At 58.6% G+C, this 22,283-nt stretch carries 22 protein-coding genes; 18 read left to right on the plus strand and 4 right to left on the minus strand.

Annotated features, from left to right (window positions below; genetic code table 11):
* The first annotated feature begins 2 nt into the window (after positions 1–2).
* The 8 genes from moaE to cyoE all read left to right on the plus strand — a co-directional run bounded on the left by moaE (position 3) and on the right by cyoE (position 7,999).
* Positions 3–455, plus strand: coding sequence for a molybdopterin synthase catalytic subunit MoaE (moaE, locus tag L9059_RS11060; protein ID WP_247290798.1), 453 nt, complete (start codon positions 3–5; stop codon positions 453–455).
* Positions 456–753: 298 nt separating this feature from the next.
* Positions 754–1,530: an ABC transporter substrate-binding protein gene (locus L9059_RS11065; RefSeq protein ID WP_247290799.1), complete on the plus strand. Its 777-nt coding sequence runs from the start codon at positions 754–756 to the stop codon at positions 1,528–1,530.
* A 281-nt stretch (positions 1,531–1,811) separates the two neighbouring features.
* The gene (locus L9059_RS11070; RefSeq protein WP_247290801.1) at positions 1,812–2,318 is read left to right on the plus strand and encodes a disulfide bond formation protein B; all 507 of its coding nucleotides are present in this window, start codon (positions 1,812–1,814) and stop codon (positions 2,316–2,318) included.
* An 837-nt stretch (positions 2,319–3,155) separates the two neighbouring features.
* Positions 3,156–4,100, plus strand: a complete 945-nt coding sequence (gene cyoA, locus L9059_RS11075) for a ubiquinol oxidase subunit II (RefSeq protein ID WP_247290803.1) — start codon at positions 3,156–3,158, stop codon at positions 4,098–4,100.
* Positions 4,101–4,103: 3 nt separating this feature from the next.
* Positions 4,104–6,134, plus strand: coding sequence for a cytochrome o ubiquinol oxidase subunit I (gene cyoB / locus L9059_RS11080; protein WP_247290805.1), 2,031 nt, complete (start codon positions 4,104–4,106; stop codon positions 6,132–6,134).
* Between the two features lie 3 nt (positions 6,135–6,137).
* On the plus strand, positions 6,138–6,764 hold the full coding sequence (locus tag L9059_RS11085; protein WP_247290807.1) for a cytochrome o ubiquinol oxidase subunit III: 627 nt from the start codon (positions 6,138–6,140) through the stop codon (positions 6,762–6,764).
* Positions 6,765–7,100, plus strand: a complete 336-nt coding sequence (cyoD, locus tag L9059_RS11090) for a cytochrome o ubiquinol oxidase subunit IV (RefSeq protein ID WP_247290809.1) — start codon at positions 6,765–6,767, stop codon at positions 7,098–7,100.
* Between the two features lie 11 nt (positions 7,101–7,111).
* Positions 7,112–7,999 carry a heme o synthase gene (gene cyoE, locus L9059_RS11095; RefSeq protein WP_247290811.1) on the plus strand — a complete coding sequence of 296 codons (888 nt, stop codon included), beginning with the start codon at positions 7,112–7,114 and terminating at the stop codon, positions 7,997–7,999.
* 108 nt (positions 8,000–8,107) lie between these two features.
* Here cyoE and L9059_RS11100 read toward each other — a convergent pair whose 3' ends face one another.
* A complete protein-coding gene (locus L9059_RS11100) occupies positions 8,108–9,526 on the minus strand; it encodes an aminotransferase-like domain-containing protein (protein WP_247290812.1) in 1,419 nt (472 codons plus the stop codon).
* Between the two features lie 149 nt (positions 9,527–9,675).
* Between L9059_RS11100 and L9059_RS11105 the strand changes: the two genes are divergently transcribed.
* The 10 genes from L9059_RS11105 to L9059_RS11150 all read left to right on the plus strand — a co-directional run bounded on the left by L9059_RS11105 (position 9,676) and on the right by L9059_RS11150 (position 18,921).
* A complete protein-coding gene (locus tag L9059_RS11105) occupies positions 9,676–10,776 on the plus strand; it encodes an MFS transporter (RefSeq protein WP_247290814.1) in 1,101 nt (366 codons plus the stop codon).
* Between the two features lie 57 nt (positions 10,777–10,833).
* Positions 10,834–12,114, plus strand: a complete 1,281-nt coding sequence (locus L9059_RS11110) for an ATP-grasp domain-containing protein (RefSeq protein WP_247290816.1) — start codon at positions 10,834–10,836, stop codon at positions 12,112–12,114.
* A gap of 27 nt (positions 12,115–12,141) precedes the next feature.
* A complete protein-coding gene (locus tag L9059_RS11115) occupies positions 12,142–12,636 on the plus strand; it encodes a RidA family protein (RefSeq protein ID WP_045062691.1) in 495 nt (164 codons plus the stop codon).
* 83 nt (positions 12,637–12,719) lie between these two features.
* Positions 12,720–13,187, plus strand: a complete 468-nt coding sequence (locus L9059_RS11120) for a cupin domain-containing protein (RefSeq protein WP_345894325.1) — start codon at positions 12,720–12,722, stop codon at positions 13,185–13,187.
* A 202-nt stretch (positions 13,188–13,389) separates the two neighbouring features.
* Positions 13,390–14,034 carry a glutathione transferase gene (gene yfcF, locus L9059_RS11125; protein WP_247290820.1) on the plus strand — a complete coding sequence of 215 codons (645 nt, stop codon included), beginning with the start codon at positions 13,390–13,392 and terminating at the stop codon, positions 14,032–14,034.
* Between the two features lie 29 nt (positions 14,035–14,063).
* On the plus strand, positions 14,064–15,404 hold the full coding sequence (locus tag L9059_RS11130) for a KamA family radical SAM protein (protein ID WP_247290822.1): 1,341 nt from the start codon (positions 14,064–14,066) through the stop codon (positions 15,402–15,404).
* A 24-nt stretch (positions 15,405–15,428) separates the two neighbouring features.
* Positions 15,429–16,304 (plus strand): branched-chain amino acid aminotransferase, encoded by an 876-nt coding sequence (locus tag L9059_RS11135; RefSeq protein WP_247290824.1) that lies wholly within the window; start codon positions 15,429–15,431, stop codon positions 16,302–16,304.
* 18 nt (positions 16,305–16,322) lie between these two features.
* Positions 16,323–17,078, plus strand: coding sequence for a TauD/TfdA family dioxygenase (locus L9059_RS11140; RefSeq protein ID WP_247290826.1), 756 nt, complete (start codon positions 16,323–16,325; stop codon positions 17,076–17,078).
* Positions 17,079–17,145: 67 nt separating this feature from the next.
* A complete protein-coding gene (locus L9059_RS11145) occupies positions 17,146–18,105 on the plus strand; it encodes a diiron oxygenase (protein WP_247290828.1) in 960 nt (319 codons plus the stop codon).
* Between the two features lie 15 nt (positions 18,106–18,120).
* Complete coding sequence (locus L9059_RS11150) at positions 18,121–18,921, plus strand: N-acyl homoserine lactonase family protein (protein WP_247290830.1); 801 nt, start codon at positions 18,121–18,123, stop codon at positions 18,919–18,921.
* A 97-nt stretch (positions 18,922–19,018) separates the two neighbouring features.
* On the opposite strand, the gene L9059_RS11155 is transcribed toward L9059_RS11150, so the two are convergent.
* The 3 genes from L9059_RS11155 to L9059_RS11165 all read right to left on the minus strand — a co-directional run bounded on the left by L9059_RS11155 (position 19,019) and on the right by L9059_RS11165 (position 22,282).
* Entirely contained in the window at positions 19,019–20,440 is a 1,422-nt protein-coding gene (locus L9059_RS11155; RefSeq protein ID WP_247290833.1) for an aminotransferase-like domain-containing protein, read from the minus strand.
* 405 nt (positions 20,441–20,845) lie between these two features.
* On the minus strand, positions 20,846–21,550 hold the full coding sequence (locus tag L9059_RS11160) for a hypothetical protein (protein ID WP_247290834.1): 705 nt from the start codon (positions 21,548–21,550) through the stop codon (positions 20,846–20,848).
* A gap of 231 nt (positions 21,551–21,781) precedes the next feature.
* A complete protein-coding gene (locus tag L9059_RS11165) occupies positions 21,782–22,282 on the minus strand; it encodes a DUF6622 family protein (RefSeq protein WP_247290836.1) in 501 nt (166 codons plus the stop codon).
* Position 22,283 lies beyond the last annotated feature (1 nt).

Here is a 22,283-nt window from a genome sequence, read left to right on the forward strand (position 1 = left end):
GCATGGCGATTCGCGTGCAGTCCACGGCGTTCGACCCGGGCGCCGAAGTCAACGCCATGCACTCCGCCAATGTCGGCGTCGGCGCGGTGGTGAGTTTTGTCGGGTACGTGCGCGACTTCAATGACGGGCTCGACGTGGCAGGTATGTTTCTTGAGCACTATCCTGGCATGACCGAAAAGGCCCTGGGCAAAATTACCCTGGAGGCTGAGCAGCGCTGGCCGCTGCTCAAGCTGGAAGTGCTGCACCGTATCGGCGCGCTGGAACCGGGTGAGCCGATCGTCTTCGTCGGCGCCGCTAGCGCCCACCGTCAGGCGGCGTTCGACGCCTGCGCTTTTGTCATGGACTACCTGAAAACCCGTGCACCGTTCTGGAAGAAGGAAAACACCAGCGACGGGCCGCGTTGGGTGGAAGGGCGGGACAGTGACCATGCGGCGGCGGATCGCTGGAAGCAGTAGATCCTCAGTGCCCTCAGGTTCGCCATCGCGGGCAAGCCCGCTCCCACAGGTCTTGTGTTGTTCCCATAATGTGTGAGCGACATACATCCCTGTGGGAGCGGTCTTGCCCGCGAAGAGGCCATCAGCTTCACCATTGAATCCAGCTTGGTACGCCCCCCGACCACCGGCCAATCCCCCAATTGACGATCAGTACACAAAAGTCCAGTATGGAATTATAAGTACAAAAAAGGTCGTTTCCCCCGTTTCAGCTTTTTTCTTCTGTCTTGCCAAACCAACAACAACCCGCGAGAGAACGAATATGAAGCAATTCCCCCTCATCACCGGTCTGGCCCTTAGCCTGTTGGCGTGCAGCTCTGTGTTCGCCGCCGAGAAAACCCTGCGCATCGGCATCGAAGCGGCCTACCCGCCGTTTGCCTCCAAGACCGACAAGGGCGAGATCGTCGGTTTTGACTACGACATCGGCAACGCCCTGTGCGCCCAGATGAAAGCCAAGTGTGTTTGGGTCGAAGGCGAGTTCGATGGTCTGATTCCTTCCTTGAAAGTGAAGAAAATCGACATGGCTTTGTCGTCCATGACCATCAACGAAGACCGCAAGAAGTCGGTGGATTTTACCCACAAGTACTACTTCACTTCATCGCGTCTGGTGATGAAGGAAGGCGCAGTCGTGGATGATCAGTACGCCAGCCTCAAAGGCAAGAACGTCGGCGTGCAGCGCGCCACCACCACTGACCGCTACGCTACCGAGGTGTTTGAGCCCAAGGGGGTCAACGTCAAGCGCTACAGCAACAACGAAGAGATCTACATGGACCTGGCAGCCGGTCGCCTCGACGCGATCTTCGCCGACACTATCCCGCTGAATGACTTCCTCACAATGCCCCGCGGCAAGGGTTATGCGTTTGTCGGTCCTGAACTCAAAGACCCGAAATACGTGGGCGAGGGCGCCGGGATTGCCGTGCGCAAGGGCAATACCGAACTGGTCAGTGACCTGAACAGCGCCATCGACGGCATTCGCGCCAATGGCGAATACCTGAAGATTTCCGAGAAGTACTTCAAGTCGGATATCTACGGCGACTGATCAAAAGCATCGCCAGCAGGCTGGCTCCCACAGTTTTGCATGCGTTCCAGAGTGGGGCGGCAGTCCGAGGCTCCCACAGTTGAGCACATTTCAATGTGGGAGCCAGCCTGCTGGCGATGCGGTCGCAAGTACATGCAAATCTGTGTAAGTAGCCCAAGTTAATCCCTTCTTAACCGCCCTGTCGTTTATTCCCCGACATCTATTCCATGTGCCCCGGGGCTCTCCAAGCCCGGGGCCAGCGTGTAGACTTCCGGTCAATCGATATTCAGAAGGGAAACGCAATGAGCGAGGAAACGATGCGGTTGGGCCGTGAGCGGCGCTACCTGGTGTTGCTGGGCATCCTCTGCCTGGCGCTGATCGGCGGCGCGCTGTACATGCAAATCGCCCTGGGCGAGGCGCCTTGCCCGCTGTGCATCCTGCAACGTTATGCATTGCTGCTGATCGCGGTGTTTGCCTTTATCGGTGCGGCAATGCGCACCCGTCGCAGCATTACCGTCCTGGAAACCCTGGTAGTGATCTGCGCACTGGCCGGTGTCGCAGTGGCCGGCCATCATGTCTATACCCAGTTCTACCCGGCGGTCAGCTGTGGCATCGATGTGTTGCAGCCGATTGTTGATGGCCTGCCGCTGGCGAAGATCTTTCCGCTGGGGTTCCAGGTCGATGGCTTCTGTTCCACGCCGTATCCACCGATTCTCGGGCTGTCCCTGGCCCAGTGGGCACTGTTTGCCTTCGTTCTGATCGTGGTGCTGGTGCCGTTGCTGACCCTGCGTAATCGCAAGGCTCTGTAGGAGCGAGCTGGCTCCTAAAAAGAGTTGTCGGTGTTGCTGAGATGCCCCGTTCTTCGTCTAGAAGACCGGGGCATTTTTTATGCGCAAATGCCCGGTTCAGCCCAGAAGTAGAAAGAGCGTGACGTGTGACAGTCAAGGGTGTGACACGTGTGCGACATGTTGTCACAGCGCGAGTGACGCAAGGCGTTTCAAGATGGCTGATTGGCGCAGTTCTGCGCGACGAAATTGGCCTGCTTTAAAGGCGAGCGCTGTAAAGCCAAAAAACCTCGAACAGGCAGTTTTAACAGGCCCTGGGGATTTGCCAGAGCCCTTGTCATATAGGGGCTACGGCGAGGTATGGCGAGCGAGCACGGCCTTCGATACTGTCTGAACTGCGCCCGGTAGACTTACTATTTTTGGTGTTTTTGTTGAGAATTATTTTCGATACCATGGCGCACTTTTGCGAAAACCGTGAATGATTGTTGCTGGAATGGATAAAAATTATTTCGGGATGAGACATGGTTTATAAAACGTTACATATCTACAATCGCCATCACTGAATTCCCGGCACTGCTCACCCCAGAGCAGAACAGGGTGTCGAGAGGCTCCAAAGCTTCGTGCGACTCCCCAGGTGTCGGTGCCTTCCAATTATCCGCACCAAATGGAATTGGTCTGTTACAAGGCCTTTGACCACGAATTCGAATAAGAACTCACCGCTGGCCCAGGATTTGTCGAATAGCGTCTGACGCGCGACGGGCAGCCCTTATTCAATCCAAGAAAAATGCCAACCCTTGGCAGGGTGAAGTGTTGGCGATCAAAACCCAACTGCATTGCGCAAGCTGCTTTAGAGGTCGTGAGATGAGTAAAAACAGGTACCCCAGACTACTAGGCTTATTGCCGCTGATCGGCACATTGCTGCTGTCAGGCTGCAACATGACCTTGCTCAATCCAACGGGCCAGGTTGGCCTGGATGAGCGAAACCTGATCATCACCGCAACGCTGCTGATGCTGTTGGTCGTGGTGCCGGTTATCGTCATGACGTTCCTTTTTGCCTGGAAATACCGCGCGTCCAACACCGACGCCGTGTACACGCCGAAGTGGTCGCACTCCACCAAGATCGAGATCGCGGTGTGGGCGGTTCCAGTACTGATCATCATTGCCCTGGGTTACGTCACCTACAAGTCGACCCACGCCCTGGACCCGTACCGTCCGCTGGAATCCGACGTCAAGCCGATCACCATTGAAGTGGTCGCGCTGGACTGGAAGTGGATGTTCATCTACCCGGAACAAGGCATCGCCACCGTCAACAAAATCGTGTTCCCCGCGCACACTCCGATCAACTTCAAGGTGACTTCGGACTCGGTGATGAACTCGTTCTTCATCCCGGGCCTGGGCGGCCAGATCTACGCAATGGCCGGCATGCAGACCAAGTTGCACCTGATCGCCAACCAGAACGCTGAAATGGAAGGCATCTCTGCCAACTACAGCGGCGCGGGTTTCACCGGCATGAAGTTCAAAGCTATCGCCACTTCCCAGGAAGATTTTGATGCCTGGGTCAGCGAAGTCAAAAAGGCACCTAAACAGCTTGAAAAAGCTGAATACGAAGCCCTTTCCAAGCCAAGTCAGAACAACCCAGTCGAACTCTACTCCTCGGTTACGCCGAACCTGTTCCAGATCATCGTCGACAAGTACGAAGGTATGAAACCGGGCAAGCCGATGCACCACGAGAAGAAAGAGAAAGAAGTGGCCCAAATGGAAGGGATGGACATGAGTTCGCATTCAGCTGCCGGGGCAGAGGAGTAAACGATGTTTGGTAAATTAAGTTGGGAAGCGGTCCCGTTCCACGAACCGATCGTGATGATTACCATCGCCATGATCGCGCTCGGTGGTCTGGCGCTGTTCGCGGGTATCACCTACTTCAAGAAGTGGACCTACTTGTGGACCGAGTGGTTGACCTCGGTCGACCACAAGAAAATCGGCGTGATGTACATCATCGTCGCCATGGTCATGCTGCTGCGCGGCTTTGCCGACGCCATCATGATGCGTACCCAGCTGGCCATGGCCACCGAGGGTTCGCCTGGCTACCTGCCACCTGAACACTATGACCAGATCTTCACCGCTCACGGTGTGATCATGATCATCTTCATGGCGATGCCATTCTTCACCGGCCTGATGAACCTTGCAGTGCCGCTGCAAATCGGCGCGCGTGACGTTGCCTACCCGTTCCTGAACTCCCTGAGCTTCTGGTTGCTGGTATCGGGCGTAGTGCTGATCAACCTGTCCCTGGGCGTCGGCGAATTCGCCAAGACCGGTTGGGTTGCCTATCCGCCGCTGTCGGGCCTGCAATACAGCCCTGGCGTGGGGATGGATTACTACATCTGGGCGCTACAGCTATCCGGGTTAGGTACGACGCTAACGGGGGTCAACTTCCTGGCCACCGTGCTGAAAATGCGTACCCCTGGCATGAAGCTGATGGACATGCCGATCTTCACCTGGACCTGCACCTGGGCTAACGTCCTGATCGTGGCTTCGTTCCCGATCCTGACCGCTACCCTGGCACTGCTGACCCTTGACCGTTACATGGATTTCCACATTTTCACCAATGAACTTGGTGGCAATCCAATGATGTACGTCAACCTGTTCTGGGCCTGGGGTCACCCCGAGGTTTACATCCTGATTCTGCCGGCGTTCGGGATCTTCTCCGAAGTCATCTCGACCTTCACCGGCAAGCGTCTGTTCGGCCACCACTCGATGGTCTACGCCTCCGGCGCGATCTCGATCCTGGGCTTCATGGTCTGGCTGCACCACTTCTTCACCATGGGTTCGGGTGCCAGCGTCAACGCCTTCTTCGGCCTGGCGACGATGCTGATTTCGATCCCGACGGGGGTGAAGCTATTCAACTGGCTGTTCACCATCTATCAGGGCCGTCTGCGTTTCACCAGCCAGGTTCTGTGGACCCTGGGCTTCATGGTGACCTTCGCCATCGGCGGCATGACCGGTGTACTGCTGGCCATTCCAGGTGCTGACTTCGTACTGCACAACAGCCTGTTCGTGATCGCTCACTTCCACAACGTGATCATCGGCGGCGCGGTATTCGGTTACATCGCAGGCTTCGCGTTCTACTTCCCGAAAGCGTTCGGCTTCAAGCTGCACGAAGGTTGGGGCAAGGCAGCATTCTGGTTCTGGATCACCGGCTTCTTCGTCGCGTTCATGCCGCTTTATGTACTGGGCTTCATGGGCATGACCCGTCGTCTGAACGCCACCACCAACCCTGAGTGGGTGCCGTACCTGTACGTCGCCATGTTCGGTGCGGTAATGATCGCTGTAGGCATCGCCTGCCAGCTGATCCAGCTGTATGTCAGCGTGCGTGACCGCAACAAGCCAGAAAACATGTGCGAACACGGCGACCCGTGGAATGCCCACACGCTGGAGTGGTCGACCTCGTCGCCACCACCGTTCTACAACTTCGCTGTGCTGCCAAAAGCAGAAACCATCGATCCGTTCACCGAAGCCAAGGAAAACGGTACTGCGTACCAGGCTCCGGCCAAGTACGAACCGATCCACATGCCAAACAACACCGCGACCGGTGTGGTCATGGGTGCTCTGTTGACCGTGTTCGGTTTCGCGATGATCTGGCACATCTGGTGGTTGGCTGCATTCGGCCTGATCGGCACCGTGGTGTACTTCGTGATCCACGCTGCACGTGATGATCAAGGCTATATGGTGCCGGTCGACGTGATCGAGCGCATCGAAGCCGAGCAGCACAAGCGCCTGGTAGCGGCCGGGAAAGTTCCAGCCACCGCCACCCGTGTTGAAACCTCGTTGGAACAGGCTTAAACCATGTCGAACTTAGTGACCAATGCTGGACACACCCATGTCGATGGACATGGGCACGATGACCATCACCACGACTCGGGCGAGATCACCGTATTCGGTTTCTGGCTCTACCTGATGACCGACTGCATCCTGTTTGCATCGATCTTTGCGGCGTACGCGGTACTGGTTAACAACGTAGCGGGTGGCCCGTCGGGCCACGACATCTTCGAGCTGCCATACGTACTGGGCGAAACCGCTCTGCTGCTGTTCAGCTCGATCACCTACGGCTTCGCCATGCTGGCGTTGTTCAAGGGTAAAAAGAACCAGGTCCTGGGCTGGCTGGCCATGACCTTCCTGTTCGGTGCCGGCTTCATTGGCATGGAGATCAACGAGTTCCACATGCTGATCTCCGAGGGCTTCGGTCCTAGCCGCAGCGGCTTCCTGTCCGGGTTCTTCACCCTGGTCGGCACCCACGGTCTGCACGTGACCAGCGGTCTGATCTGGATGGCGATCATGATGTACCAGGTGCAGAAAAACGGCCTGACGGCGACCAACAAGACCCGTCTGAGCTGCCTGAGCCTGTTCTGGCACTTCCTGGACGTGGTGTGGATCTGCGTATTCACCGTTGTTTATCTGATGGGGACTATGTAAATGGCTAACGCTCATTCCCACGATAGCCACGACGCCGGCCACGGCAGCGTCAAGTCTTACGCTATCGGCTTCATCCTGTCGGTGATCCTGACCGTCATTCCATTCGGCCTGGTGATGTACCCGTCGCTACCGAAAGCCATGACCCTGTGGATCGTACTGATATTCGCAGTCGTCCAGGTGCTGGTGCACCTGGTGTACTTCCTCCACCTGGACCGTTCGGCCGCGCAGCGTAACAACGTGATTGCGTTTGTGTTCGCCGCGATCGTTATTGTCCTGCTGGTTGGCCTGTCGCTGTGGATCATGTTCAGCATCCACACCAACATGATGGCGCACTGAGGTAAATCCGGATGTCCTTGAAGCACTTTATCCAAATCACCAAACCGGGGATCATTTTCGGTAACGTGCTTTCAGTGGCAGGCGGATTTTTCCTGGCCTCGAAAGGGCATGTCGATCTGGCCATTTTCCTGGCCGCCATGATCGGCACATCCCTGGTGGTGGCTTCCGGTTGCGTGTTCAACAACTGCATCGACCGCGACATCGACCTGAAGATGGAACGCACCAAGAACCGGGTGCTGGTCCAGGGCTTGATCTCCCTGAAACTGGCGCTGATCTACGCGACCGTCCTGGGTGTCGCCGGCGTTGCGTTGTTGTACAAGGTGGCCAACCCGTTGGCCGCTTTGTTCGCAGTGATCGGTTTCGTCATCTACGTCGGTTTCTACAGCCTGTACCTCAAGCGCAAGTCGGTTCACGGCACGCTGGTGGGCAGTCTGTCGGGGGCGATGCCGCCGGTGATTGGCTACGTGGCTGTGACCAACAGCTTCGACATGGCTGCACTGACGCTGCTGGTGATGTTCAGCCTGTGGCAGATGCCGCATTCCTATGCCATCGCGATCTTCCGCTTTAACGATTACCTGGCCGCATCGATTCCGGTGCTGCCGGTGAAGCGCGGGATTGAAGTGGCGAAGAAGCACATCCTGATCTACATCCTGGCCTTCCTCGTGGCGACCTTGATGCTGACCTTCAGCGGTTACGCCGGCATGAGCTACCTCGCCGTCGCCGCGGCCATGGGCATGTACTGGTTGTACATGGCCTGGACCGGCTACAAGGCAGTGGATGACACGGTCTGGGCACGCAAGCTGTTCGTGTTCTCGATCTTCACCATTACCGCGCTGAGCGTGATGATGTCCCTGGACTTCAAAGTGCCGAGCGAGTTGTTGCTGACGTACGCGCCTTAAGCGTCGGATGCTGTAAGAAAAACCCCGCCCTTTGAGAGAAGGAGCGGGGTTTTTTGTTGGGTGTTGGTTGTGGTACCGATCGCGAGCTCGCTCCTACAGGGGGAGGCGTTATTTTGGTTGTATATCGAGCAACCGGAAAAACCGCTCCCGCACCTGCCTGCCGTCGCTGTGGGCGACGTTGAAGCGCAGGTATTGGCTCGCGTCCGGGGCTTTGCTGAGCAGTGTGCCGGGGGCCAGGACTAGGTCGATTTCCAGGCCTTTTCTGGCCAGGGTTTCGGCGTGATACCCATCAGGTAATCGGGTCCAGATGAACAACCCTTCATGGGGCAACGATGACACCGAGCAACCTGCTTCCTCCAGCCAGCGGGTCACTCGGTTGCTCGAGTCGTAGAGCCGGTCCACGGTGCGGCGCGTGTGTTTGGCGTAGCTGCCGTCGCTGAGCATGTTGCAGATGATCTGCTCGGCCAGTTCCGAGGTCATGCCGCCCGCGGCCATCTTGAGCCCGATCATGCGTGCGGCCAGTGGCGGCGCAAGCACCGCGTAGCTGACGCGACTGTTGGCGGTCAGGGTCTTCGAGAAACCGGACACGTAGCTGACGTTGTCCAACCCGCCCGCCGCCAGGCGCGGGGTGCTTCGTTGTTGCAGGTCACAATACAAATCGTCTTCGACAATGTGGAAACCGTAGCGGTGACTCAATTCCAGCAGACGATAGACCTGAGCCGGAGAGAAGGAGTGTCCGGTGGGGTTGTGCAGGCTGTTGTTGGTCATGTAGAGCACAGGCCGATGGGCGATCACTGTGCGCTCGAAGGCATCCAGGTCCATGCCGTCAACGCCCCGGTGAATGGTGACCACCTTGGCGCCATGCAAGGCCAGGTTAGTGTGCATGGTGAAATAACAGGGATCGTCGAGCAGTACCGTGTCGCCGGGTTTGATCAGCAGGCGCATCAACATATCGATGGCTTGTACGGTATTGGCCGTGGTGACGATCTGCTCCACCGGCACCTCGATGCCGATCGCTGTCAGCTTGACCCGCAACGCCTCGCGCAACGGTGGATAACCCGCGGCCACGCCGTATTCGCCCATGCGCAGGGAGGCGGCGCGCAGGGTGCCGCGCACGGCTTTGAGCAATTCATCCGCCGGTAGCCACGAGGACGGTAGAAAACCTGCACCGGGGCGCAGTGCGCCGTTGTCCTGCAGCACCGCGCGGCGGACCACGCTGAGCGTGTCCTGGGGCAGTAGGTCGGGGCCGGCATCGAGCTTGGGTGTGGCGCTGGAGCGGTGCACGAAATGTCCCGAGCCCTGGCGTGAAACCACCAGGCCCTTGGCCCGCAAGCGATCCAGGGCATCGACCACGGTGGACTTGCCCACGTTCATCAGGTCCGAAAGCTCGCGAATGGGCGGCAGGCGGGAGCCATGGGGCAGACCGCCCTGGTTGATCGCCACCGACAGCTGATCGACGATCTGCTGCACCAGTGGTACGCCGGGCTGGAATTCGATAGCGGCGATGACTGCGCGTTGAACCTGCATTTTACTGGTCTCTCCGGCAGTAAAGTTCGTTCGATTCTATACGAACTTGCTCTGATCAGAACAAGTGTCTCTCTCTACCATCACCTTACAGTCTTTCCTGATTGTCGGCGTTTTTTGCTCGCACAATCACTTGGTGCCAGAGGTGTTGCATGAGTGTCGAGACAACGGTCGCCATCGCCAAACCGGTGATCAACATCCGTCTGTTCACGATCCGGATCATTACCGCCGTGTCGTTGTTTGCCGTGCTGGGCAAGGCCAACGTCTGGCTCGACACGGCCACCAACAGCATTCTTGCCCTGGGTTATCGGGCGTTGTTATTGCTCCTGCCGCTGACGTTGCTGGTGCTTGGTCGTCGTTCCCTGAGCGTCACCCTGCTGTGCGCGGCCCTTGGGTTGGTGCTGCTGGCCGTCACCAGCAACCAAGGCATGGTGATGTTTGCTGCGGCGCTGTTTGCCTATGGCATCGCGATCGCCGGCTATCTGATCAAGAGCGAGGCGGCCCAGACCAAGGAAGGCGCGGCCTACAACCGAGTGGCGATGAACATGGGCAGCCTGCTGGCCGGGCTGATCCTGCTGTCGCCGGTCCTGACCCCGACTCTGTTTTTCCTCGGTGCTGCCAGCTTTGTCCTGCTGTGCCTGCCTATCGCCATGGGCGCGACCTTCACCACCCAGGCGCCCGCGGCCGGTGCGGCCCCCCGGGACGGCAGCGGCTGGCGCAACAAACTGCCGTGGGTGATCGCCGGCATCATCATGGGCATCAAGCTGTTCGGCGTGTTCTCGATTCTTCCACAAGCCATCCTCCTCGAAACCGGTGAGTTGCCCACCTGGTACGGCCTGATGCTGATCCTCAACAGCGCAGTCGTGGTGTTGGCCCAGGTGCCGATGATGAAACTCATCGAGCGCACCGGGCGCTTCAAGGTGCTCGCCGTGATCGGGATCATCTTTGCGGGCTTCGCGGTGCTCTCCTCGCCAGCGGCATTTCATGTGCAAACCTTGATCGGCGCGCTGATCTGGGTGGCCTTGCTGTCCATCGCCGAATGCGCGTTCAGCTACCTCGATTACTTCTCGGTCAAGCAGAACAACATGTTCGTCAAGGAAGTGTCACTGGGCGTCGGCGCCGGGCTCACGGTGCTGATCATGCGGGTGGTGCCGGCGCCCTATAACGCATTGTTGCTTGCAGCTATTGGCGCGGGTGGGATCCTGGCGTGGTACTGGCTCAACCGCAAATCCAACGCCTCGCTGCACGACTGAGTCTGCATGGATGAGCCATCGCGTTAGCGTTTTTCTGCTTCACAGGTCGGAGGTTTCATGAAGACGACGTCATGCGTAGTAGTGGTCGGGTACAACGGCAACCGGGTTCACGATATCCAGAAGTTGCGCGATCTCTGCAAGACGCTCTACAACGCAAGGCTGATCCTGGTGGTCGAGCATGTTGCACCCGATGACGACCAGGTGGCAGACCATGTCTGTAGCGCCTCGCTGGCGCCCGAGGATGTGACCGACTCCCTGGAACTGGTGGTTGGCTGCCTGGCGGTCGACCGCTGGAAATTGATCGGCGTGCTGCCGTTTTCCGATCGCGGCGTGTTGCTCGGCGCGGCCCTGGCCAGTCATTACGGCCTCCCGGGCATCACTCCCGGCGAGGCGCGGGCGGGGTTGGACAAGCAGATTTTCCGCCAGCTCGAAGCGACCTCCAGCACTGCGCCCGAAGATTATCGGCCGGTGTTTTCGACCCGTGTCGAGAGCCTGGCGGAGCTGCGCCAGCGGGTCGTCGAACTGGGTGGCAGGGCGTTTATCAAGCCGGCCTGCGAGGGGGCCAGTCGTGGCTGTCGGGTGATTCATCACCCGTCCGAATGCGACGAAGCATGGCAGGCGCTCAAGCCTTACCGAAGTGGCGGCATCGTCCTGGAAGAATTGATTCGCGATGCTCGGGAATACAGCTGGGACTACGTTGCCGGCAGCACCTGGGTCACCGAGAAGACCACCACCGAAGGCGCCTTCCGGGCCGAGATCCAGCAAGTGGTGCCCGCGCCATTGCCGGCTGATGCCCAGGCTCGCCTGGCAGAGGCAGGGCGGCACATGTCGGGGTTGGTCTCACTGGAAAACGGTGCTTACCACAACGAAATCTTCCTGCGCGCTGACCAGCTGACTTCGGCGGTGGAAACCAACATGCGCCCTGGCGGCATGCACATCTGGGACCTGGCGCGCATTGCCTTCGTCGACTTCGACCCATGGGAGCGCTGGGTCAGGTGGGCAGTTGAGGGCCAGTGCGAGCACCAGGATCCGGTCGCCCGGGGCTACTGCGGTATACGCCTGCTCAGGGCCCCGGCGGGAGGTCTGTTGCGTGACCTGCCAGATATAGCGACGGTGGCGCGGATGCTCGATATCGAGTTGGTGGAGGCCGTGTATGAGCGGCGGATCGGCGACTCGGTGACCGCGCTGGTCAAGGACAACACTTCGTTTATTGGCCACATCGTCCTGTTCAACAAGCACTACGAACAACTTGCCAGTGACCTGTTGCGCCTGACCGAGGCGGTTGAAGCCCGCATGGAAGTCGCCTGCCTGGTGCCCCCCGCCAGAGCGGTGGGATGAATCTGATTTGTTTGAGAGGTTATACCCATGTTTGAACACACTACCTGTGATGAGCGCTTCCTCACTCTGGCCAAGGAGCTGGGTTACGACATCTATGGCGAGAACACCGCCGGCGGCCACTACGCGCCGCTGGTCCGGCACCATGACGAACTGTATATCAGCGGCATGGTGCCACGCATGAACGGCAAGATTCAGTACCCTGGGCGGGTTGGCCTGGAGCTCAGCCTGAGTGATGCCCAGGCTGCCGCGAGCATCAGTGCCATGCGCGGGCTGGCGCTGATAGTCGATGCCATCGGTTCGCTGGATAAGATCAAATCGCTGGTACGGGTCACCGTCTATGTGAAATCCACTGCGGACTTCGTCGACCTCAGCGAAGTGGCCAATGGTGCATCGGACGTCTTCAGCCATGTGCTGGGGGATGCGGGTAAACATACAAGAACCACAGTTGGGGTTTATCAGTTGCCAAAGAATGCGGCGGTGGAAGTGGACATGATCGCAGCGTTGCGGCCTTCTGCGTTATAAGCGGTGGTGGTCGGCTTTACAGTGCCGAAGGGTTCGCCTATGGTTCGATGAATGAAGGCGATATATTAAGTTGGAATGCGCGGATGAATAATGTTCAGGGTGCGTTTTTTTCATATGATGAATTTCGCCAGAGTTTGCATCAGCCGCTCCAGAGTGTGCGGGTGTGGACGAGTGATGAACTTTTAGCCATGCGCGAAAGTCTTGCGAGCAGCGAAGTCGATATAGTCGCGCTGGCCCACGACAACAGTATCGAAGGCTGCAAGTTGACACCGGGCGTGGCGGTGTCCGTGCAATGGCTCAAGCCCGGGGCTGCGTTGAATAGGCATGCTCATGGTTGGTGGCATCTATTTGTCATACAGGCCGGCAGCGGCCTGCTGACTATGGGCGAGGGCGAGGAGGTGCGCGCCAGCATCGGCGACGTCCTGCTAGTGCCGGCCTGGACCCGGCATGGCTTCGTTAACACCAGCGCCACCGAGCCGATGGCCATGCTCAACATGAGCAACATGCCACAATTAGCCTTGCTTTCCAGTATGGAGAACGCTGTGAGCTGAGCCCCGAAAGTTTTCCATTCTTTCTTTGCTACCCTTCCGGGAGTCCGCATTAGCCGACTCCCTTTTTTATTGTTGCACTTGCCTGTGTGCGCTTCTGTATCCGTATAAACAGATAATTTCTGTATCTGTTCAGCGTCTGAGCAACTATCTACGATCGATTCCAATGCGACGGATTAATAGTCTTGGTGCAAGGGAGTGATCTATGAAAAGTGCAGAAATAAAGTTGTACGTGGGGGCGGGTTTTGTCAGCGCTTTTGCCATGTCGGCATTTGTTGCGTTGAAAGAAAAACAACTTAAGTTTGAACTGGTAACGATTGATTTGAAAAGTCGGGAGAACTATCAGGCGAGTTATCGAGACCTGTCGATGACTTGCAAGATACCCACCTTGGTCCACGAAGACTTTGCTCTTTCAGAGTCCTCGGCCATTGCCGAATACCTGGACGACATCGCTCCTGAAACCCGAAAACTGTTCCCCGCAGACACCCGGCTGCGCGCCCGGGCCCGCCAGCTTCAGGCCTGGCTACGCAGTGACCTGTTGATCATTCGCAGGGAGCGTCCGGCGGATCTCATCTACTTCGGCAAACAAGACACGCCCCTGTCCAGCGAGGCGCTGGTGGCCGTGGATCGATTGTTCTTTGTGGCCGATCGCCTGCTTAAGGGCGGTGCCGATCACCTGTTCGGGGACTGGAGCATTGCTGATACCGACTTGGCAATCATGCTCAACCGCCTGCTTGCCAATGGCGATCATGTCCCGGCGCGACTTGCCGCCTATGTTCGCCGGCAGTGGGACCGCGACAGCGTACGGGCGTGGCTGGACATCGAGCGGACAGCGCCGACTGTCCAGTAACTCGCCAGGAATTCATCGGGAGCGCTGCCATGCAGGGAATGTCGGAGCTGTACAGATACAAACCTTATAACGCACGGACCATTCGCGAGACGCCGTATTGGCAAAGGCTCACACCTGCCTTGCAGGAAGCCATGAATGTGGTGGCGCGGGTGATGCCGTTTCGTACCAACGAATATGTACTGGGAACATTGATTGACTGGGACAATATTCCCGACGATCCGATTTTCCGCATGACCTTTCCCCACCAGGACATGCTGTTGCCGCAGGAGTATTCGTCGCTCAAGCAACTGATCGAACAGGATGATGGTGCAGCCATCAAGCGCCGGATCGAAGCGATCTGGCTGCGCATGAACCCCCATCCGGCCGGCCAGTTGACCCACAACGGCGCAAGCCTCGACGGCAAAGTCCTGCCGGGCATCCAGCACAAGTACCGTGAAACTGTGCTGTTTTTCCCCGGTGCGGGTCAGACCTGTCACGCGTACTGCACTTTTTGTTTTCGCTGGGCGCAGTTCATCGGTGAAGAAGAACTCAAGTTCAATGCCCGTGAGTCTCAGGATCTGGTGAGCTACCTGCGAGTGCACACCGAAGTCACAGACGTGCTGATCACCGGCGGCGACCCGATGATCATGAACACTCGCTCGCTGGCCGGTTACATCGAGCCGCTGCTGGATTTGCCTCACCTCAGGAGTATCCGCATCGGCACCAAATCGGTCGCCTACTGGCCGCAGCGGTTCGTCAGCGACAAGGATGCCCCCGAACTGCTGGCACTGTTCCGTCGGATCGTTGCGGCAGGCAAGCACCTGTCAGTGATGGGGCACTACAACCACCCGGTGGAGCTGCGCCAGGACATCGCCCGCCAGGCAGTCGAACGCATTCGCGGCACCGGGGCAGTGTTGCGCATGCAGGCGCCGGTGATCCGCCATATCAACGAAAATCCCGCCGATTGGGCGCAACTCTGGACCGAAGGCGTGCGGCTTGGCGCGGTGCCTTATTACATGTTCGTCGAGCGCGATACCGGCCCTCGTCATTATTTCGCGATGCCGCTGGCCCGGGCTTTCGAGATCTTCCAGGCGGCCTATCGCACTGTGTCTGGGCTGGCCCGTACGGTGCGCGGCCCCTCCATGAGCACCTTCTACGGCAAGGTCCTGATCAATGGCATTGAAACCGTGGCCGGGGAAAAAGTCTTCGTGTTGCAGTTTCTCCAGGCCCGGGATCCGCAATGGGTGCTGCGCACGTTTCATGCGCAATTCGATCCTCACGCCACCTGGTTCGATGACTTGCGCCCGGCCTTTGGCGAGCGGCAATTTTTCTTTCAGAACGAGCCATTGACAGGCCCCGAATTGATACCGGTCCTGCTGGAAACGGCGTAGGGCGATTCATCAGGAGATAGGGATATGAGTGGCATCCCGTTTGATCAGCGAGAAGGTTTTATATGGCTCGACGGCGAGTTCGTCGAATGGTCCCAGGCGCGCTTGCACGTGTTGACCCATGGTTTGCACTACGCGAGTACCGTGTACGAAGGGGAGCGTGTCTACAACGGCAAAATCTTCAAACTGCGCGAACACAGCGAGCGCTTATATCGCTCGGCACAGTTGATGGATTTCGCGATTCCCTATGAGCTGGCCGAACTGGAAGCGGCCAGTCATGAACTGCTGCAGCGCAATAACGTAGTCAACGGCTATTTGCGGCCGGTGGCGTGGCGCGGCAGCGAAATGATCTCGACCTCGGCCCGCTTCAATCGCGTGCACGTGGCGATCGCCTGCTGGCAATGGCCGAGTTACTTCGACCCGGCGGGGCACATGGGTGGCATCCGTTTGAAGACCGCGCCGTGGCGTCGTCCGCCACCCAGCAGCAGCCCGTTCGAGGCCAAGGCATCCGGGCATTACCAGATTGCCACACTCAGCAAGCACGATGCGGAAAACAACGGCTATCACGATGCGTTGATGCTCGACTGGCGGGGCCACGTCGCCGAAGCCACCAGCGCCAACGTGTTCTTCGTCAAAGACCGGACGCTGTACACGCCGCTGCCCGATTGCTTCCTCAATGGCATCACCCGCCAGACCGTCATCGAATTGGCCGGGGTACTGGATTATCAGGTGGTCGAGCGCACGATTCTTCCTGCGGAGCTGGGCGACTTCGATGAGTGTTTTCTGACGGGCACCGCCGCCGAAATCACCCCCGTGCAGATCATCGACGAACAGCGCTATCGACCGGGCAACGCCTGTCGCGAATTCATTGCCGCCTATACCTCAACCGTCAACGCCGGATAAACCGCCAGGAATCTCGCCATGTCTGATCAAGGGATTGCGTTCAACGCTGATTTTTCACTAGGGCACCGCCACGAAGAATTGTCGGCACGGGGCTGGACAGTACTGACCGCCGACGAGTTTGCCGATGACGTCGTCGGCACACTGCAGGAGTTCGGTACGATCATTCCGCAGTTCAACGGACAGACGGCTTTCGCGATCACGCGCAAGCCGGGCTACGAAGACCTGCCGTATTCCCAGAGCATGAACCGTATCGGCCCGCACACCGAGGCGCCGGTCTATGGGCCACCACCACGCTACCTGGCGTTACATTGTCATCATCAGGCGACCTGTGGTGGCGGCCATACGGGCCTGGTCGACGGCTACCAGTTCCTGGCGTTGCTGGAACGTACCGAGCCGCAGTTGCACAACTGGCTCGCCGAGACACCGGTAGAGTTCGTGGCCACGGCCAAGCCCGGGGAAGCCGCGCAACGGCGGGTCAAGGAATACATCCTGACGCCGACTGAAGACGGTGACATTTTCCGCTTTAGCTACAACCAGTTTCACTACGGTGACGTCAATCCTTCCAAAGAGGATCTGCGGCAGTCACTGGTGGCTAACAGCTCCTCGCCGCTGGCGCGGTTCGCGGTGCTGGGGGAAGCGTATTTCATCGAGCACAGCACTCCGGTGTTGATCCCCGACGGCAGCCTGTTGATTTGGGACAACTGGCGCATGATCCACGCCCGCAGTCGATACACTGACCCGGCACGCAACCTGACCCGCTACTGGCTGGCCTGATTTTTCCGTCGCCGTTCATTCTATTTGCGTACCCCTGGGCGGGTACGCGTCCTACAGGTATCGCTTTATGCTAACAGCCATCGAGATCGCCAAGGTCGATCATCAACTGATCGTGCGGCTCAACCAGGCGTGGACCAAACGAGCCACGGTGTGTGCGCCGGAAAAGTTGCAGGTCGGCGAAGCATTCGACCCTGCGCGTCCGGATTATCCGGAGTGCATGGTGCCGTTTTTTCATCACCCGAAATTCCAGGCCCTGAGCGATGAACTCAAGAGCAGCGTGGTGACCTGGGGCTGGATCGGCTACAACCTGCGCACGGTCACCGCTGAAGAACATGTGGTGAACCCGGCATTGAGCGTCATCGCCAATCAATACCTGGGCAAGCACGACTGGCATTTTCGTGAGGCGATGCAGCAGACGTTGATTGACGAGCACTACCACACGTTGATGCACCTGCGCGCTATCGAGCGCACCAGAGTCGACCGCGCGCTCGACCAGCAGTTGGACTTGCCGCCGTCGGTAACCTATTTGCGGCTGCTGGCCCTGCGTAAAGAATTGCCTGAGCAGTGGCAGCGGGATCTGGCCTCGATCACTTTTGCGGTGGTGGCCGAGATCAGCGTCAACGCCTATCTCGACCTGCTGGCGGACGACCAGAGCATTCAGCCGCAAAACCGTCGCGTGGCCGAACTGCACAATCGTGACGAGTATGCCCACAGCAAGGTACTGGCCGAGGTCGCCAAGGTTATGTACGCGAACATGCAGCCGGTCCAGCGGGAATTTTTCGCACGCACTTTATCGGTGGCGCTGAGTGCCTTTGTCGCCCAGGACTACTCGATGTGGGAAGCGATCCTGACTCAACTGGGGGTCGAGGACGCGGCGCTGATCATCGCCGACACCCGCGAGAGCAACCGCAACGCGACGATCATGCGCGACTACAGCGGGCTCCAGCGTCTGGCCGAGGATCTGGGCATCACCGGCCAAATTGATTTCGACTTCCGACCGACGCTCAAGACTGCCTCAGTGGCCTGAAACAGGAGCTGCCTTATGTCCGTTCCCGAGTACGAAGTGTTTGCCATCCGTGTCGGTGCCAATGCCCAGCGCACGGCCCGGGAAAATTTTCTGTACGACGCCTGCTGTGGTGATCCGGATGCGCCGATGCCGCTGGATTATTACTTCTGGGTGATTCGCCATGAGCAGCAGGTGATCGTGGTGGATACCTGTTTCCAGCCGGCCACGGCGGATCGACGCAACCGTCAGATGTATCGCCTGCCAGAAGAATCCCTACGCCAGCTGGGGATTGATCCGGCACGGGTCGATAACTTGATCCTGACCCATTTGCACTGGGACCATGCCGGCAACCTGGGGTTGTTTCCCAAGGCAACGGTACATCTGCAGGAGGCGGAATTACGCTTCTGCACCGGGCCGAAAATGGCCCACCGCACGGTGAACAAAACCTACGAGGTGGATGACGTGATGTCGGCGCTGCCGCCGCTGTTCGAGGGGCGCATGTGTTTGCACACGGGCACGGTTGAGGTCGCCCCCGGCGTGACCCTGCATCCGGTGGGCGGGCACACACCGGGCAGCCAGGTGGTGCGGGTCAATACCCGGCGCGGGTGGATCGTGCTGGCTTCTGACGCTGCGCATTTGTGGGTGAACATTCGCCAGCGCAGTCCGTTTCCGATTGTCGATGACCTGGCGCAAACGCTGGAAGCGTTCAGCGAAATCGAGCGCCTGGCGGACGGCGAAGAGCACGTCATCCCCGGTCACGACCCTCTGATAGCCGAACGTTTCCCGCACTGGAACGATGACCCCCATATCATCTGCCTGCACGAAAATCCGACTTGAAACACCTCCCGTGTAGGAGCTGCCGCAGGCTGCGATCTTTTGATTTTGTTTTTAAGATCAAAAGATCGCAGCCTGCGGCATCTCCATCAAACAGGCTTTACGCCTGGTTTTTCAGGAGTTGTCCCAAGGTCGCCACCGCCTCCTCGATCTTCGGCGTAAACGGCGCGCCACACGCGATTCTCAGGTAGTGCCCAAACCCCGAGCCATTGGAAAAGATATCCCCAGGCAGAATCTGTATGCCCACCTTCAATCCCTCATGAAACAGACGCATCGACGAAAACCCAGGCGGTAGCTCCACCCATAACAGGGTGCCGCCCCGAGGCTCGGTCACGCAGGTGTCCTGGGGGAAGTGACGTAGGATCGCCGTGCGCATCTGCTGGCGCTGCTGGGTCAGGATTTTCCGCAGCCGCCGCAGGTACCGTTCGTAGGACGGCGTCTTCATGAACGCGCTCACCGCCAACTGCGACAGCGCCTCGCACCCCCTCGACTGGCTGTGCTTGAGCATCTCCACCCGGTCGTGCCACCTGCCGGCACTGATCCAGCCCAGGCGCATGCCCGGCGCGAGGGTTTTATTGAGCGAGGCGCAATAGATCAGGTTATCGCTGTGGTCCCAGTATTTCAGGGTGGACAATGGTTGCTCGGTGTCCACCAGGTCGCCGTAGGTGTCATCCTCGATCAGCACCGTGGCGTGCTCGGCGCACAGTTGCACCAGTCGGGCCTTGTGCGAGTCGGGCATGATGCTGCCCAGTGGATTTTGTAGATTGGGCATCACGATCAATGCGCGAATGGGTTCGGGGTCGCGCAGCAATTGCTCCAGGGCAAATAGATTGATCCCGTAGTCCGCCGTCGCCGGCACCTCGCGCACACGCAGGTTCAGGCTTTCGAGGATCTGCAGCAGGCCGTGGAAGGTTGGCGATTCGACGGCAACCGTATCGCCCGGTTGGGTGACGGCGCGCAGGGCCAGGTTCAGCGCCTCGGTGGCGCCGTTGGTGATCACGATTTTCTCGGCGTTCAGGTGGGTTTTGCTGGTCAGGGCGCGGCGCGCGAGGATGTTGCGCAGCTCCAGGTTGCCGCTGGTGGGGGCGGTTGTGCCCAGCAACTGTGGGTTCTGACGCAACGCCTTGACCATGTGGTCCTGCAGAGTCTTCAGTGGATAGAGTTGCGCCGCGCAATACGGGTTGGCGAAGTTGACCTTGATCGTCGCTCGCTGGCTGGCCTTGAGTACCGACGACACCTGTTGATGAATGCCGACATACGCATCGACATCCTGCGGTGCCGGGGGCAAGGGGTGGGGCAGGGGTTCCGGCTGGCGGATGTAGTTGCCCGAGCGCGGACGCGCCTCCAGCACACCCTGGCCCTCCAGCTCCCGGCACACCTGCACAGCAGTCGAAAGGCTGACGGCGTGTTTCTCCATCATCAAGCGGATGGAAGGAAAACGCTCGCCGGTTTTCAAGGTGCCGCTACGGATCGCGTCGAGGTAGTGATTGGCTAACTGACGGTACAGAGGAAGTGTGTTCATGCAGGCCTCAGCAGTTGCACCACTGAGGTCCTGGGCTGGATAGTGAATAGACGCTCCCCGCAGGCGGACCCATGGTGCTCGAGGGTTAAGGGAAGTGTTGGTGGTGTTTCGATACTGGAACAGTAGTCGCGGACTTGCCTGAATCGCAGGCAATAAAAAGCCCCGCACAAGGGCGGGGCTTGGGAACTCGTGGGCTAGCGACAAAACCTGTGGCGAGCGAGCTTGCTCACGCTTGAGTGCGCAGCACTCACATCAGTGGAGGTCAGCCGATATTCACTGAACCTGTGGCGAGCGAGCTTGCTCGCGCTTGAGTGCGTAGCACTCACAAAAGAAGTGGTGCTGCGACTATTTTAGGGCCGCTGCGCAGCCCAGCGGGAGCGAGCTCCCTCGCCACAGGAGCGGTGTCTACTGCGCGGCGATGCTGAAGCCATCGAAGGCGGTCTGTTGTTGCAGCGCGGTGACGATGTTCTTGCGATTGACCGTCTGTTCGGTCCCTGCGTTATCGAGGAAAGTTTCGCTTTCCAACTCCGCTTCATCGCCTTCACCTGCGAACGTGAACCCAAGGAACTCCAGGGCTTCGCGATCAACGTTCAGGCGCGAGCGAGGAGTGCGCAGCGGTAGGGTGACGCTCACGCCGTCCTTGCTGATGGTGAACACTTCAACTTCTTTCTTCGACCTTGCGGTCTTGCCCTTGCTGCTGCTTGGACTGCTGATGGCCTGATGAGTCTGGTTCAGCACTTTCAGCGCCAGGCCGTAGACGATTTCCTGGAAAGCCGGGTCGTCCTTGAAGCTGGACAGGATGCGGCTGATCGGGAATTTGCTGCTGAGGTCTTCCAGCGCTGCAATGTCGGCGGCCTCGGCGTCTTTGAGCTGCTTGAGTTCGCCCATCAGTTCGTAGGCTTTGTCATCGTCGAAGCTGTCGTGAGCCTGACGAATCGCGGCACGCAGTTCGCGGATCTGCTCGCTTTCACGGGAGGATTGGAACGAGTCCAGGACCATCTCGGAGATAGTCTTGGCCTGGGGCACATGCTGTGAAAGATTGATGGAGTTTTCGTATTCCGCTTTGGACGACAAGGTGACTACGGATTCAGCGGTATTGGAATCGGACATTGAAATTTCACTACTTCTTTTAACTTGGGATGAGGCGAGAAAGCCCAGGGCCTTTTCAGGCCGCCTAATCTATTGGACCGGGGCGACGTTGTCACGGGCGAACCGGCCAGCGGCCAAAAGTTCTACCTCGGTACTTGTAGGAGCGAGCCTGCTCGCGAGGGTCAAGAACGATGACACGGCAAGCCTGACACCCCCGTGGCGCCCTCAGGTTTATCGTGAGCAATTTTACGCCTACACGGGAGCGGCTCTCAGCGAACGGAACACTTGATAAAACCTGACGGAGCGCCCGCAGAACAACCCGCTGGCAACCCCTGATGCACAGGCCTTGAGCAACATGACCGGCAGCGTCTTGGACAGTTGCGGGTGAACCTCGGCCTCATAGCCAAAGTAATAATTGATGGCAAAGAACAGCAGATAAAGCACCAGCGTTTTGCTGGTGCCGGGCAGGATCAGCCCGGTTTCGGTGACATCCAGCCTGACGTCCTTGCTGGAAAAAATCAGCAAGGCGGCGGCGCTGCCCACCAGTACGGCGACCAGCCAGAAGCCCAGCGATAACACCGGATGCAGCGACAGGTTGAGCGAATACAGGGACCAGGCGAGCAGAATCGGCGGCGTGATCAACAGCGAGATTTTGCTTTCGCGGGAGGGGGAGAGGGCCTTGATACCGAAGTAGCAAATCAGCACGAATAGCGCATAGACCCATGGCGGGGTGTTTTGCAGGGCATTGAGCATC

It is taken from the genome of Pseudomonas violetae, from assembly GCF_023072615.1.
Lineage (GTDB): Bacteria > Pseudomonadota > Gammaproteobacteria > Pseudomonadales > Pseudomonadaceae > Aquipseudomonas > Aquipseudomonas violetae.

Coding starts and splice junctions, on each gene's coding strand:
- L9059_RS11130 (WP_247290822.1), top strand. CDS start 14,064: ATGCAGGGAATGTCGGAGCTGTACAGATACAAACCTTATAACGCACGG.
- L9059_RS11100 (WP_247290812.1), bottom strand. CDS start 9,526: ATGCAGGTTCAACGCGCAGTCATCGCCGCTATCGAATTCCAGCCCGGC.
- cyoB (WP_247290805.1), top strand. CDS start 4,104: ATGTTTGGTAAATTAAGTTGGGAAGCGGTCCCGTTCCACGAACCGATC.
- L9059_RS11110 (WP_247290816.1), top strand. CDS start 10,834: ATGAAGACGACGTCATGCGTAGTAGTGGTCGGGTACAACGGCAACCGG.
- cyoA (WP_247290803.1), top strand. CDS start 3,156: ATGAGTAAAAACAGGTACCCCAGACTACTAGGCTTATTGCCGCTGATC.
- cyoD (WP_247290809.1), top strand. CDS start 6,765: ATGGCTAACGCTCATTCCCACGATAGCCACGACGCCGGCCACGGCAGC.
- L9059_RS11105 (WP_247290814.1), top strand. CDS start 9,676: ATGAGTGTCGAGACAACGGTCGCCATCGCCAAACCGGTGATCAACATC.
- L9059_RS11145 (WP_247290828.1), top strand. CDS start 17,146: ATGCTAACAGCCATCGAGATCGCCAAGGTCGATCATCAACTGATCGTG.
- cyoE (WP_247290811.1), top strand. CDS start 7,112: ATGTCCTTGAAGCACTTTATCCAAATCACCAAACCGGGGATCATTTTC.
- L9059_RS11085 (WP_247290807.1), top strand. CDS start 6,138: ATGTCGAACTTAGTGACCAATGCTGGACACACCCATGTCGATGGACAT.
- yfcF (WP_247290820.1), top strand. CDS start 13,390: ATGAAAAGTGCAGAAATAAAGTTGTACGTGGGGGCGGGTTTTGTCAGC.
- L9059_RS11140 (WP_247290826.1), top strand. CDS start 16,323: ATGTCTGATCAAGGGATTGCGTTCAACGCTGATTTTTCACTAGGGCAC.
- L9059_RS11135 (WP_247290824.1), top strand. CDS start 15,429: ATGAGTGGCATCCCGTTTGATCAGCGAGAAGGTTTTATATGGCTCGAC.
- L9059_RS11120 (WP_345894325.1), top strand. CDS start 12,720: ATGAATAATGTTCAGGGTGCGTTTTTTTCATATGATGAATTTCGCCAG.
- L9059_RS11165 (WP_247290836.1), bottom strand. CDS start 22,282: ATGCTCAATGCCCTGCAAAACACCCCGCCATGGGTCTATGCGCTATTC.
- L9059_RS11115 (WP_045062691.1), top strand. CDS start 12,142: ATGTTTGAACACACTACCTGTGATGAGCGCTTCCTCACTCTGGCCAAG.
- L9059_RS11065 (WP_247290799.1), top strand. CDS start 754: ATGAAGCAATTCCCCCTCATCACCGGTCTGGCCCTTAGCCTGTTGGCG.
- moaE (WP_247290798.1), top strand. CDS start 3: ATGGCGATTCGCGTGCAGTCCACGGCGTTCGACCCGGGCGCCGAAGTC.
- L9059_RS11070 (WP_247290801.1), top strand. CDS start 1,812: ATGAGCGAGGAAACGATGCGGTTGGGCCGTGAGCGGCGCTACCTGGTG.
- L9059_RS11155 (WP_247290833.1), bottom strand. CDS start 20,440: ATGAACACACTTCCTCTGTACCGTCAGTTAGCCAATCACTACCTCGAC.
- L9059_RS11150 (WP_247290830.1), top strand. CDS start 18,121: ATGTCCGTTCCCGAGTACGAAGTGTTTGCCATCCGTGTCGGTGCCAAT.
- L9059_RS11160 (WP_247290834.1), bottom strand. CDS start 21,550: ATGTCCGATTCCAATACCGCTGAATCCGTAGTCACCTTGTCGTCCAAA.